Origin of the sequence: Micromonospora echinospora (assembly GCF_900091495.1) — a bacterium.
Classification (GTDB): Bacteria; Actinomycetota; Actinomycetes; order Mycobacteriales; family Micromonosporaceae; genus Micromonospora; species Micromonospora echinospora.
On the sequence record NZ_LT607413.1, the window covers coordinates 7,637,078 to 7,649,589 of the forward strand.

Sequence of the window (12,512 nt, forward strand, 5' to 3'; positions counted from 1 at the left end):
AGGAGGATGCCCTGATGAGTGGCGTTATGGAGCACGTGGACGTGGACGTCCCGATCCGGACCGCGTACGACCAGTGGACCCAGTTCGAGGAGTTCCCCCAGTTCATGGAGGGCGTGCAGGAGGTCCGGCAGCTCTCCGACACGATGACCCACTGGACCGTCGAGATCGCCGGGGTGAAGCGGGAGTTCGACGCCCAGATCACCGAGCAGCTCCCGGACGAGCGGGTCGCCTGGAACTCCACCGGCGGGACGGACCACGCCGGGGTGGTGACCTTCCACCGTCTCGACGAGGCACACACCCGGGTCACCCTCCAGTTGGAGTTCGAGCCGCACGGTCTGGTCGAGAAGGCCGGCGACAAGCTCGGCATCGTCGACCGCCGCGCCAAGGGCGACCTGGAGCGGTTCAAGTCGTTCATCGAACGACGCGGTCAGGAGACCGGTGCCTGGCGGGGCAAGGTCGACCGTCCCCAGCCCTGACCCGTACGCGATCTTCCGACGGCCGCCGGGACCACCCGGCGGCCGTCGCCGTGTCCGCCTTCCGGCCGGCTGTCCGGGGCGGTTTGCCGCCATGGGCCGGGGGTACGGCGAGGGCATGACCGACAACGACGGCGCCGTGTGGCGTGACGAACAACGGCTCCCGCTCAGCGAACTGGACAAGGCGGTGGCGACCTCCCCGGTCGACGGACAGGCCGACGACGTGACCGGCAACGACGCGGGCTACGAGTCCGCCTTCGGCCACGGGCCGATCCCGGCGGACGGGCACACCGCCGCCGAGGGCGACCACGAGCGGGAGGCGACCGACGACCAGCGGGCGTACCGGCCCTCGCCCACGGGTCGAACCGGCCCCGACGTCTGATCCCCCTCCCCGCCCGACCCGGGGCGCCTGGGTGGTAGCAGGGGTCCCCTGCTACCGCTTGATGAGGAGGAGGGGTCCCCTGCTACCACCTCAGACGGGCCGGCGGCGGATGGCGGCGAGTTGCAGGGCGATCAGCGCGACGGCGAGCACGACGAGCGCCGGTCCGAGCGCCTCCACCGAGGTCCGGCCGAGCAGCACCCCGATCGCGGTGGGGCCGAGGGCGCCGCAGAGCCCCGCGACGGCGATCTGCACCCCGATCGCCCGGTCGGCGTGTGCCCCGCCGACCCGGTCGGCGGTGGTCAGGGTGAGCAGCGGGAAGACCGGGGCGGCGGCGAAGCCGATCACCGCGAGACCGGCCACCGCCAGCCAGGCCGGGCCGGGAAGCGCCACCAGGACGGCGCCACCGGCGAGGCCGAACAGGCTTCCCCACAGCACCCGGCCGCTGCCGAACCGTTCGGCGATCACGCCCTGGACGACCCGGCCCACGAAGAGGCTGACCCAGTACCCCGAGACGCAGATCCCGGCCGCCGCCGCGCCGAGCCCCCGCCCCTCGGTCAGCAGCAGGAAGGCCCAGAGCCCGGCACCGATCTCGATGGCCGCGTAGACGCCGAAGCCGAGCGCGCCCAGCCAGACCGCCGGCAGCCGCAGGGTCTGCCGGACCGGCACGCTGGCCGGTGGGGTGGGCCGTCCGGCCACCGGGCCCCGGTCCCGCCAGGCCCGGACGGTCAGCGCGAACGCCACGGCCAGGGCGAGCTGGCCGGCGGCGACGAGGCCGTACCCCCAGCGCCAGGAGAGACCGGCGCCGATCGCCCCGGTCATGATCAGCGGACCGAGGGCCACCCCGAGGCCGAAGAAGGCGTGCAGCCAGTTCATGTGCCGGGGGCCGAACGCCCCGGCGGCGTACGCGTTGAGCCCGGAGTCGACCGCCCCGGAGCCGAGGCCGAGCACCAGTGCGCAGCACACCACCACGGCCAGGCCGGGCGCGAGGGCGTAGCCGGTGAGCGCCAGGCTGGCCAGCAGGGTGCTCCCGGCCAGCAGCCGCCCGACCCCGAGCCGGGCGATGCCGAACCCGGCCAGGAGGCTGGAGGTCAGGTAACCGGCGGTGCCGGCGGTGAGCGCCACGCCGACCGCCTCGGTCGGCACCCCGAACTCCGACCGCATCGCGGGCCAGCCGACCCCGAGCAGTCCGTCCGGCAGGCCGAGGCTGACGAAGGCGAGGTAGGCGAGCAGGAGCAGCGAGGCCCGGGGGGAGGTCGGCACGACCGGCCATCCTGCCCCATCCGCTCGACGTTGGCAGTGGTAAATACCACGTCGCCCCGGGGAAGCAGCGGCGACGCGGCCGGAGATCCGGACAGGTCACCCAGAATCGGCCGAACGGAGGAAGGGCAATCCGGGCATCACGCGCAAGACTGTCGGGATGCAACAGGGCAGTAGCTTCCTCAGCGATCGTCAGCGCCGCCTTGCCTGGCTCGGCTTCATCCTCGCCGCGTTGCAGGCGCCGCTCTCCGCCTGGCTGGTCAGCGACGGCTCCTGGCTGTTCAGCCTCTGCGTCGCGATGCTGGTCGCGACCGTGATCATCGCGGACGACGCCGGGCGACGCCGGCCGGCCGACGCACGCGGCGGCGGGCAGGGCTGATTCAGCCCGTCCCGTCCGGGCGGGCCTCGTGTCCGGGGCGTCCCCGGGTCCGCCGGCGCTCCTTCATCTCCGCCTCGTACAGGTGCCGCCGGCCCCCTGCGAGTTCGTCGCGGGCCTGCCGGTCCAGGTCCCAGAAGAGGGCGTAGTACCCGTCGTCGAAGTCCTCGACGATCTGGAACGTCCACCGGCCCGCGATGACGTTGCGGCCCAGCAGTTCCTCGGCGATTCGGTCGGCGATCCCGTCGTGTCCGGCCGCGCGGAAGCGTTCGACGACGTCGTCGAGCATCAGGTCGGCATGGCCGATCAACTGGTGCAGCGAGTAGAGGTGCCCCCGCGCCCGCTCGACGGTCTCCAGCGCCTCGCTGAGCCGGCCGAGCGCGGCGACCGTCCCGTCGTCCACCCCGGTGGGGCGGCGGTGCCGCTCGTCCGGTCCGTCCCCGTGTGGTGCCATCGGTGCCTCCGCTCGCCGTTCCGGTGCGTCCGGGTAGTGCCCGAACGTGGGGCAGATCACGCATGTCCGGGCAGACTCCCCCCGGTGACCGAGCCCGCCCCCACCGTCCGGACGAGGTCGGCGCGACCCCGGCGGGATTACTCTCGTTTCCCATGTATGCGCAGTTCAGCGGGGGTCTGACCGCCGGCACGGCGGTGGGCGTGGCGCGGGCCTCCATCGCCGCCCTGACCGTGTCGATCGGCACGGAGGGGCTGGCCGCCGCCGTCCGCCGCCCGGACCTCCTCGCCCAGGTCGACCAGCACGCCGCCGCCGTCCGGGACAGCCTGGACGGGGACCGCCGGCCGCTCACCCTGGCCGCCCTGGCCGGATACGCCGAAGGCGTCCGCGCGGCGGCCACGGAGCACGGTTGGACCCCACCCGACGGACCGGCCGACTGGACGGCCCCGGACTGGGTGCTGACCCGGCTGCTGGCGGTCTGCGCGCTGGCCCGGCCGATCTCCACCCCCGCCTGACCCGCCGGGCAGACCCCACCCGTCCGACCACCCCCGGCACCGCGCGCGTGAAGCGCCCCCCGGGCTCAGGTCACGCCGCACGCCCCGGTCACCGCCCCGCGACACGCGGGGAGGACGCCCGCACCGGACGTCCTCCCTGGTGGTGCCACACCGTTTCCTCACTCGGCGCGGCGGATCTGCTGGGTCTCCTCGCCCATCGCCCCGGAACCGTAGGGGGTCGCCGAGGCACTGGCCCCGCTCGTCCCCGCCGGCATGCGCGGCGCACCCCCGCGGTCGGCCATCTGCCGCTCGGTGTCACTGCGTCCGGCCGCCTGCGCCTGCCGTTGCATCTGCATCGCCCGCGACTCCTCCGCGGCCCGGTCCAGCCACCGGTCCCAGCGGGCCTGCATCGGCTTCACCAGACCACCACCGACACCGATGATCAGGATGCCGGCCACGGTGGCGAGCACCGCGATCAACACGGGCGTCGTCACGGTGGTGGCGATACCGACCTGGTTCAGCGCGGCGATGACACCGAGCGCGAGGATGAAGATCGCCGTCAGGTCGGCGAGGATCTTGCCGTACGAGAGCCCGCCGAGCGCCCCGGTGACGAGGTCCTTGACGGCCTTGGCGATCGCCGCGGCCACCACCACGATGATGATCGCGACGAAGGCCCGGGGCAGCCACGCCACCACACCCGAGATCAGGTCGCTGATCGCGTTCGGCCCCCACACCCCGAACGCGAACTGCAGGGTGAACAGCAGCACGGCGTAGTACGCCAGCCGGGCCAGGATGTCACTGGCGTCGTACCGGGTGCGTTCCAGCGCCCGTTTGATCCCGCCCCGTTCGACCGCCCGATCGAACCCCACCCGTTCGAGCACCGTGTCCACGATCTTGAGCACCGCGCGGGCGATGATCCAGCCCACCACGAGGATCGCGATGAAGGCGATGGCCCTCGGTACGAAGAGCAGCACCGACCTCCACATGTCGGTCAGGGCGTCGCCGATGTCGACCTGCCTGACCGCGAGGGTTTTCCGCATCATGTCCCTCCCTGTCGCCTGGTCTGCGCCGCCCGCATACCCCGCCGAAGAAGCACCAACCCGGAGCAGCACGGGCGATTTTCCGGACATGTCCGGCCTGGTAGGGACGGCGGGCACAGAAGGCCGCCGGCCACGGCCGGGGCACGAGGCGGAACGCCACGGGACCACGCCGGATAGGCTGCGTCACATGCCAGGCACGGTCGGGCACGTCCCCACTTCACCCGCCCCGATCCCACGGGCCGCCAGCGTCGGCACGGCGGCTCTTGTCCTCGGCCATCCGTGGTCCGGCACGCCGCTCGGGCCGATCGAGCAGTGGGATCCGGCGGTCCGGGCCGTCGTCGACCTGGTCCTCGCCTCGCCGGTGCCGATGGCGTTGACCCTCGGCACGGAGTTCCGGCTGCTCTACAACGACGGGTACGCCGAACTGGTCGGTGCCGCCCACCCGGCGGTCGGCCGTCCGGCGGCCGAGGTCTTCGCCGGGATCTGGTCCCTCCCCGGAATCGGCGACCTGGTCGAACGCACCTTCCACGAGGGCACCCCCACCCTGGAGAAGGAGTCGATCCTGCCGATCGTGCGGCACGGCACCGGCCGGGTGGAGCAGGCCGTCTTCACCCGGGGCTGTTCCCCGGTGCGGGACAGCGACGGGCGGGTGGTCGGCGTGCTGACCGTGGCGGCCGAGACCACCCAGGTGACCGAGCAGTTGCAGAGCCTGAGCGAGCTGGCCGCCGCCCTCTCCGGCACGCTCACCCTGGACGACGTGGCCCGGGTCGCGCTGCGGTACGCGCTCGACTCGTTCGACGCCGACTGGGTGGCCTTCGGGGTGGACGACGGCGGCGGCTGGCGCATCGTCCGTCGGGTCCGGGGCGAACTGCTCGACGAGGCCGACGAGCGGCTGCCCCCACTCTGGCGGCGCTACCCGGACGACTCACCCCTGCCACTGGTGGTGACCGCGCGCACCGGGGTGCCGCTGTTCACCGCGGACGGCCAGCCGCTCGCGGCGGCGGCGACCGACCGGCACGACCAGAAGATCCGGGCCCTGGCCGCGCTGCCGCTGCGGACGCCGGTGCTGCGCGGCGGGCTCAGCGTCGGGTACCAACGCGCGCACGCCTGGTCGGCCGCCGAGCGGGCTCTCCTGGCGGCCTCGGCCGAGCTGATCGCGCAGGCCGGCGAGCGGGCCCGCCGCTTCGAGACCCAGCACGGTACCGCCCAGCTGCTGCAACGCAGCATGCTTCCGGAGCACCTGCCGGACCTGCCCCGGCTGCGCATCGCCGCCCGTTACGACCCGGGCGTGGACGGCAACGCGGCCGGAGGGGACTTCTACGACGCCTTCGTCCTGCCCGACGGCAGGCTGGGCATCGTCCTCGGTGACGTCGCCGGTCACGACGTGCAGGCGGCGGCCCGGATGGGGCAGGTACGCGCGGCGCTGCGCGCTCTGGCGCTGACCGATCCCCGCCCGGACGCCGTCCTGGCCGGACTGGACCGTCTGGTGGCCAGCCTGGGCGCCGAAGCCGGCACGCACGAGCTCTTCGTGACCGTCGTCTTCGGGGTGATCGACGCCGGGCGGGGACGGCTCACCCTGGCCAGCGCCGGGCACCCCGCCCCGCTGCTGCGCCGGTGTCCCACCCCCGACGCCGAGCCCACCGCCGAGTACCTGGACGTGCCGACCGGCGCCCCGCTGGGTCTGGGTTGCCGGCCGGACACCACCACGGTCCGGTTCGCCCCCGGCGACACCCTGCTGCTGTTCAGCGACGGCGTGGTCGAGCGACGCCGGCAGAGCCTCTCCGTGGGGCTCGCCGGGCTGGCCGAGGCGGTGGCCGGGGCGGCCAGCGGCGACCCCCGGGCGCTCTGCGCGGTGGCGACCGCGGCGGTGCCCGACGCGACCGAGGACGACGTCGCGGTCCTCGCGGTGGAGCACGCGCTGATGCCGAGCCGGTCGGCGAGCATGGAGGTGCCCGCCGAGCCGACCGCCCCGAGCCGGGTACGGCACTGGATGACCGCGCAGCTCTCCGACTGGCGGGTGCCGGAGTCGATCATCGGGTCCGCCGTCCTGTGCACCAGCGAGCTGACCACCAACGCCCTGCTGCACGCCGGTACCGCCGCCCGGGTCGAGATCGACCTCAGCCCGGAGCGGCTGCTGGTGTCGGTCGCCGACTCCGGGACCCGGGGCACCGTGACGAAGGCGCAGACCGACACGTTGAGCAGCCGGGGCCGTGGGCTGGGGCTCATCGAGCAGCTCAGCGACGCCTGGGGGACGGATCCGACGGTGCGGGGCTCCACGGTCTGGTTCGAGATCCTCATTCCACCGGACTGAGGTTGCCGGGCGCGTACGCCCCGGCAGGAGGGAACACGATGGCCGCCCGCTCCGACGGTGTCCTGTTCGACGTCGACGGCACTCTGGTCGACACCACGTACCTGCACACGGTGGCCTGGTGGGAGGCGTTGCGCCAGTTCGACCACGCGGTGCCGATGGCGCTGATCCACCGGTCCATCGGCATGGGATCGGACCGCCTTCTCGACCACCTGCTCGGCCCGGAACGCGACCGGGCCTCCGACGACCGGCTCCGCGACGCCCACGACAGCCTCTTCCTCGAGTACGCGGACCGGCTGACGCCGCTGCCCCACGCCGCCGACCTGCTGCGGGCCTGCGCCGACCGGGGGCTGCGGGTGGTGCTCGCGACCTCGGCGGCCGAGCACGAGGTACGCGCGCTGCGTGCCGCGCTCGACGCCGACGACGCCGTCGACACCGTCACTTCGTCGGCCGACGCGCAGCAGGGCAAACCGGCACCGGACATCCTGGTCGCCGCGCTGGAGCAGTCCGGTCTGGCCGCCGAACGGGTGGTCTTCGTCGGTGACTCGGTCTGGGACGTCGCCGCCGCCGGCCGCCTCGGCATCCCCTGCATCGGTCTGACCTGCGGCGGAACCGGGCGCGCCGAGTTGGCCGGGGCCGGGGCGGTCGAGGTCTACGACGACCCCGGTGCGCTCCTGGCCCACCTGGCGGACTCCCCGGTCCTCGGTCGACGGCATCACGACACCGAAGCCGACATGAATGTGAAGGCATAGACGACCGTTCGACGGGGCACAGTTGGTCTCCACCTGCCCGGGTGCCACGGGCGAGGCGAGGGGTGGAGTCGTGGAGCCGGTGGACGTCGCTTTCGCGGTACTCGGGGTCGGCGCGTTGCTGGCCGGGATCTTGCCCCGGATGCTGGAGCGGCGTCCCCTCTCCATGCCGATCGCCTTCCTCGGTCTCGGCATGCTGATCTTCCTGTTGCCCACCGGGCTACCGGTCCCGGACCCGCTGGCCCACCCGGCCGTCGCCACCCACCTCACCGAGGTCGGCGTGATCGTCGCGCTGATGGGCGCCGGTCTCAAGATCGATCGACCGTTCAGTTGGCGACGCTGGTCGTCCACCTGGCGGCTGCTCGCCATCGCGATGCCGCTGTGCATCGCGGCCGTGGCGCTGCTCGGCTGGTGGTGGGCCGGGCTCGTGCCGGCGACCGCGCTGCTGCTCGGGGCGGCGCTCGCGCCGACCGACCCGGTCCTCGCCGCCGACGTGCAGGTGGGCGAGCCGACCGACGTGGAGGACTCCGAGGACGAGGTCCGCTTCGCCCTCACCTCCGAGGCGGGCCTGAACGACGGGCTGGCCTTCCCCTTCGTCTACGCGGCCATCGCCATCGCCTCGACCAGCCTCGCCCCGAGGGACTGGCTGACCGGATGGCTCACCGTCGACCTGCTCTGGAAGGTCACCGCCGGGGTGGCCGGCGGGCTGCTGGTCGGCTGGCTGCTCGGCAAGCTGTTCTTCCGCGCGCCGAGCGAGTTGCGCCTGGCCCGCCACGCCGAGGGCTTCCTCGCGCTGGCCGCGACCTTCCTGGCGTACGGGCTGGTCGAGGTGATCGGCGGGTACGGCTTCCTCGCCGTCTTCATGGCCGCGCGGGCGATCCGCTCGGCGGAACGGACCCACGAGTTCCACGCCGTCCTGCACGACTTCGCCGAACAGGTCGAACGGCTGCTCACCGTCCTGCTGCTCCTGCTCTTCGGTGGCGCCGTGGTGGGCGGCCTGCTGGCCCCGCTGACCTGGCAGGCGGCGCTGGTCGGCCTCGCGTTGGTCTTCGTGGTCCGGCCGCTCGCCGGTTGGCTGTCGCTGCGCGGCGCGCCCGGCCGCCCGGCCGAGCACTGGGTGATCGCCTCCTTCGGCATCCGGGGCGTGGGCTCGTTCTACTACCTCGCGTACGCCAGCACGAAGGCGGACTTCCCGCAGGCCGACCTGGTCTGGGCCACCGCCGGCCTGGTGGTGATCGTTTCGGTGGTGGTGCACGGAGTGGCGGCCACCCCGGTCATGCAGGTGCTCGACCGGGCCGGCGAACGCACCCCTTCCCCGGTGCGCCCCGAGCCGGCCCTCCCCTGAGGCGCCACAGCCCTCCCCCGGGGTGGTAGCAGCCCTTACCTGAGGTGGTAGCAGGGGTCCCCTGCTACCGCTTTTTGATGAGCAAGGGCCCCCTGCAACCACACGAGCCGCAACCACACGAGCCGCAACCACACGAGCCGCAACCACACGAGCCGCAACCGCCGGGCAGCGAGTCAGGGGGTCAGCCTGCGGGCCAGCGCGCGGCCCAGGTTGCGCCCGGAGAGCCAGGCGCTCTGCACCCGGGGCTTGCCGAAGGCGTCCCCGGCCAGCCCCACGCCGTCGTCGTCCAGGTGGTACGCCCCGGGCAGTCCGGCGGCCGGCTTCGCGTACGTCCAGCGGTGCACGTGCACGTGGTCGGCCGGTTCGGGAAGGGCGAGCAGGTCCCGCACGGCCTCCTCGACGCCCGCGGCGGCGGCGGTCGGCTGGAGCAGGTGTCGCCCGGCGAACTCGGCGGTGGTGTGGGCGACCAGCACGGGTTCGCCGTCCCCGCGCCGGTCGCCGTCGTCGCAGAGCACGGTCAGCACGGGGTGGTCGTTGACGAACGCCCCGGCGAAGTCGGGCCACCGACGGCGCGGGAACCGCAGCACCGCGGAGAGCGTGGAGGTCCACTGTTGCGCCTGCACCGCGCGGGTGGCGTCGGCCAACGCCGGGTCGAGCAGGAGCGCCGCCTGCGGACCCGGCATGGCGAGCACCACCGCCTCGCACGGGGTGCCGTCGACGCTCGGTCCCGGCTCGACGCCGAGCACCAGCCGGTCCACCGTCACCGGCAGTCCGGTGGCCAGCTCGGTCACCAGGGAACGCAGGCCGCCCGGGGCGGCCCAGCGCATCGGTCCGGGGGCCGCGCGCCGGCCGTCCGCCCCGTACGCGACGAAGGTGTCGGTCCATTCCCGGGCCAGTCCGGCGGCGCGCCAGCCCTCGACGACGCGGGCGAAGTCCGGGTCGCTGACGGTGAAGTAGGCGGCGCCGATGTCGGCGGGGCGGCCGTCGAAGCGCTTGCTGGCCATTCGGCCGCCGACCACCCGGGCCCGTTCCCGGATCTGCACCGGGACGCCCGCAGCCGCCAGCTCCCGGGCGCACGCCACACCGGCGATGCCCGCCCCGACCACGATCACCCGCGTCCGTTCCCCAGTCACCGAGTGATCGTATGTGCCGGCGGCGGGCGGCCGGTCCGGCGCGCCGGGAGGGGCATGAAGCACCCGACGGGCGGGTAATGGCACACCTGTTCGAGGAAAGGTGGAGATCATGACGGACCGCGACAGCACCCACGCCAACCCCCGTGGGGCGATCAAGGATCCGGACGAGTGGGTCACCGGCGACGAGCCACCGACGGCAGCCCAGGAGTCGTACCTGGCCACGCTCTCCCGGGAGGCCGGCGCGGAGGTCCCGGACGGGCTGACCAAGGCGGAGGCGGCCCGCCGGATCGACGAGTTGCAGGAGGAGACCGGTCGGGGTCAGTGATCCGACCGCCAGGGCAGGCGGTGCAGTTCGACCCGGCGGTCGGGGTCAGTGGTCCGACCGCCGGGGCAGGCGGTGCAGTTCGACCCGGTCGAGCCGCCCCGCCGCCACCCGGGCGGTCAGGTACGTGGCGTACGGCTGGGACCGCCGGTCGGTCGGCGACCCCGGGTTGAGCAACCGCAGCCCGGTCGGCGCGACGGTGTCCCACGGGATGTGCGAGTGCCCGAAGACGAGGAGGTCGCAGTCGGGGAACCGGGCGGCGCACCGGGCCTCCCGGCCGGCACGCGGGCCGGTCTCGTGCACGACGGCCACCCGGAGCCCGGCCAGGTCGACCCGGGCCACCTCGGGCAGCCGCGCCCGCAGCGACGGCCCGTCGTTGTTGCCGTACACGGCGACCAGCCGGCGGGACCGGGACTCGACGGCGTCGAGCAGCGCCACGTCCACCCAGTCGCCGGCGTGCAGCACCACGTCCGCGGCGTCGATGGCCGCCCAGAGCGGTTCGGGCAGGTCCCGGGCCCGCTTCGGCACGTGCGTGTCCGCCGTGATCACCAGTCGCACCACGAACCCCTCTCCCCCTGCGCCGGCGTCCTCCCCGTTCACCCCGTCGGCCGTGACGCCCTGCCATCGGTAGGCACTCTCCACTCCATGGTCACGGGTCCAGGGGACGGGACCGGTCGGGGGGCTTCACTTCGGGGTGGACGGGCCGTACCGTTGAGGTGGGCGTGGGAGCGCTTCCATTGGGCATGTTCGATAGGAGAGGGAATTGAGGACGACACCCCGGCTCGTCGCGGCGACCGCCGCGACGGCCGCCTTCGCCGCCGCAGGAACCATCGCGGTGGGCGCGCTCCGCCCACCGGCCGCCACGGCGGCCGAATCCGCCTTCTACGTCGACCCGCACACGTCGGCGGCCGCCTGGGTCGCCGCCAACCCGGGCGACTCGCGCGCGCCGGTGATCCGCGACCGGATCGCCGCCGTCCCGCAGGCCCGCTGGTTCACCACCACCAACACCGCCACGGTACGCGCCGAGGTGGACGCCCTGGTCGGAGCCGCCGCCGCGGCCGGCAAGATCCCGATCCTGGTGGTCTACAACATCCCCAACCGCGACTGCAGCGGCGCCAGCGGCGGCGGAGCGCCCAACCACACCGCCTACCGGCAGTGGGTCGACCAGGTCGCCGCCGGGCTGGCCGGCCGACCGGCCACCATCGTCCTGGAGCCGGACGTCCTGCCGCTGATGACGAGCTGCCAGAACGCCGGCCAGCAGGCCGAGACGAAGGCGTCGATGGCGTACGCCGGCAAGCGGCTCAAGGCGGCCTCGGCGCAGGCCCGGGTCTACTTCGACGCCGGACACTCGGCCTGGCTGGCGCCCGCCGAGATCGCAGCCCGACTGGTCGGCGCGGAGATCGCGACCAGCGCGGACGGCATCTCGGTCAACGTGTCGAACTACCGCACCACGGCCGAGGCCGTCCCGTACGCCAAGCAGGTGATCGCCGCCACCGGGGTCACCGGCCTGCGGGCCGTCGTCGACACCAGCCGCAACGGCAACGGGCCGGCCGGTTCGGAGTGGTGCGACCCGCCGGGCCGGGCGATCGGGACGCCGAGCACCACCGACACCGGCGACCCGGCGATCGCCGCGTTCCTCTGGGTGAAGCTGCCCGGGGAGGCGGACGGCTGCATCGCCGGGGCCGGTCAGTTCGTCCCCCAGCGGGCGTACGAGCTGGCCATGGCGGCCGGCCCGACCACGCCCCCGGCGACCACCGCGCCGCCGACCACGCCCCCGGCCACCACGCCGCCGCCCACCACTCCCCCGGCCACCACGCCGCCGCCGACCACGCCCCCGGGCGGGGGCGGCTGCGCCGCCACGGTCGTCCCGAACAGTTGGACGGGCGGCTTCACCGCCGAGATCCGGGTGACCAACGGCGGTGCCGCGGTGAACGGATGGACGCTCTCGTTCACCGTCGCCGACGGCGTCCGGCTGAGCAACGGCTGGAACGGCGAGTGGAGCCAGTCCGGCAACCGGCTCACCGCCCGTAACGTCTCCTGGAACGGCAGCGTGCCCGCCGGCGGGACGCTCAGCGCCGGTTTCCAGGGCACCTTCACCGGCACCACCCTCCCCGCCTTCGGGGCCGTCACGCTCAACGGCGTGGTCTGCACCACCTGACCCGCCCGGGCCCCCGGTCGACAT

At 74.0% G+C, this 12,512-nt stretch carries 14 protein-coding genes; 9 read left to right on the plus strand and 5 right to left on the minus strand.

Annotated elements, in window-relative coordinates:
• The first annotated feature begins 14 nt into the window (after positions 1-14).
• Both GA0070618_RS32515 and GA0070618_RS32520 read left to right on the plus strand, forming a co-directional pair.
• Positions 15-476: an SRPBCC family protein gene (locus GA0070618_RS32515; RefSeq protein ID WP_088985056.1), complete on the plus strand. Its 462-nt coding sequence runs from the start codon at positions 15-17 to the stop codon at positions 474-476.
• A 115-nt stretch (positions 477-591) separates the two neighbouring features.
• Positions 592-855, plus strand: coding sequence for a hypothetical protein (locus tag GA0070618_RS32520; RefSeq protein WP_088986004.1), 264 nt, complete (start codon positions 592-594; stop codon positions 853-855).
• A 90-nt stretch (positions 856-945) separates the two neighbouring features.
• On the opposite strand, the gene GA0070618_RS32525 is transcribed toward GA0070618_RS32520, so the two are convergent.
• Complete coding sequence (locus GA0070618_RS32525; protein WP_088985057.1) at positions 946-2,115, minus strand: MFS transporter; 1,170 nt, start codon at positions 2,113-2,115, stop codon at positions 946-948.
• Between the two features lie 157 nt (positions 2,116-2,272).
• Here GA0070618_RS32525 and GA0070618_RS32530 point away from each other — a divergent pair, with 157 nt between their 5' ends.
• Complete coding sequence (locus GA0070618_RS32530; protein ID WP_088985058.1) at positions 2,273-2,491, plus strand: hypothetical protein; 219 nt, start codon at positions 2,273-2,275, stop codon at positions 2,489-2,491.
• Between the two features lies 1 nt (position 2,492).
• Here GA0070618_RS32530 and GA0070618_RS32535 read toward each other — a convergent pair whose 3' ends face one another.
• Entirely contained in the window at positions 2,493-2,942 is a 450-nt protein-coding gene (locus tag GA0070618_RS32535) for a hypothetical protein (protein WP_088986005.1), read from the minus strand.
• A 152-nt stretch (positions 2,943-3,094) separates the two neighbouring features.
• On the opposite strand from GA0070618_RS32535, the gene GA0070618_RS32540 reads away from it, so the two are divergent.
• Positions 3,095-3,454 (plus strand): DUF6401 family natural product biosynthesis protein, encoded by a 360-nt coding sequence (locus GA0070618_RS32540; protein ID WP_088985059.1) that lies wholly within the window; start codon positions 3,095-3,097, stop codon positions 3,452-3,454.
• A gap of 158 nt (positions 3,455-3,612) precedes the next feature.
• Here the strand turns inward: GA0070618_RS32540 and GA0070618_RS32545 are convergent, their stop codons facing one another.
• Positions 3,613-4,473 carry a mechanosensitive ion channel family protein gene (locus GA0070618_RS32545; protein WP_088986006.1) on the minus strand — a complete coding sequence of 287 codons (861 nt, stop codon included), beginning with the start codon at positions 4,471-4,473 and terminating at the stop codon, positions 3,613-3,615.
• A gap of 187 nt (positions 4,474-4,660) precedes the next feature.
• Between GA0070618_RS32545 and GA0070618_RS32550 the strand changes: the two genes are divergently transcribed.
• The 3 genes from GA0070618_RS32550 to GA0070618_RS32560 all read left to right on the plus strand — a co-directional run bounded on the left by GA0070618_RS32550 (position 4,661) and on the right by GA0070618_RS32560 (position 8,875).
• Entirely contained in the window at positions 4,661-6,784 is a 2,124-nt protein-coding gene (locus GA0070618_RS32550; protein ID WP_088985060.1) for an ATP-binding SpoIIE family protein phosphatase, read from the plus strand.
• Positions 6,785-6,822: 38 nt separating this feature from the next.
• Positions 6,823-7,533, plus strand: coding sequence for an HAD family hydrolase (locus GA0070618_RS32555; protein ID WP_088985061.1), 711 nt, complete (start codon positions 6,823-6,825; stop codon positions 7,531-7,533).
• A gap of 70 nt (positions 7,534-7,603) precedes the next feature.
• Positions 7,604-8,875, plus strand: coding sequence for a cation:proton antiporter (locus tag GA0070618_RS32560; protein WP_088985062.1), 1,272 nt, complete (start codon positions 7,604-7,606; stop codon positions 8,873-8,875).
• A gap of 173 nt (positions 8,876-9,048) precedes the next feature.
• Here the strand turns inward: GA0070618_RS32560 and GA0070618_RS32565 are convergent, their stop codons facing one another.
• Positions 9,049-9,987: an NAD(P)/FAD-dependent oxidoreductase gene (locus tag GA0070618_RS32565; protein ID WP_172900425.1), complete on the minus strand. Its 939-nt coding sequence runs from the start codon at positions 9,985-9,987 to the stop codon at positions 9,049-9,051.
• Between the two features lie 130 nt (positions 9,988-10,117).
• On the opposite strand from GA0070618_RS32565, the gene GA0070618_RS32570 reads away from it, so the two are divergent.
• Positions 10,118-10,333: a DUF3072 domain-containing protein gene (locus GA0070618_RS32570; protein ID WP_088985063.1), complete on the plus strand. Its 216-nt coding sequence runs from the start codon at positions 10,118-10,120 to the stop codon at positions 10,331-10,333.
• A gap of 45 nt (positions 10,334-10,378) precedes the next feature.
• Here GA0070618_RS32570 and GA0070618_RS32575 read toward each other — a convergent pair whose 3' ends face one another.
• Positions 10,379-10,888, minus strand: a complete 510-nt coding sequence (locus GA0070618_RS32575; RefSeq protein ID WP_088986008.1) for a metallophosphoesterase family protein — start codon at positions 10,886-10,888, stop codon at positions 10,379-10,381.
• Between the two features lie 205 nt (positions 10,889-11,093).
• Between GA0070618_RS32575 and GA0070618_RS32580 the strand changes: the two genes are divergently transcribed.
• Entirely contained in the window at positions 11,094-12,488 is a 1,395-nt protein-coding gene (locus GA0070618_RS32580; protein ID WP_197701696.1) for a glycoside hydrolase family 6 protein, read from the plus strand.
• The last annotated feature ends 24 nt before the right edge of the window (positions 12,489-12,512 follow it).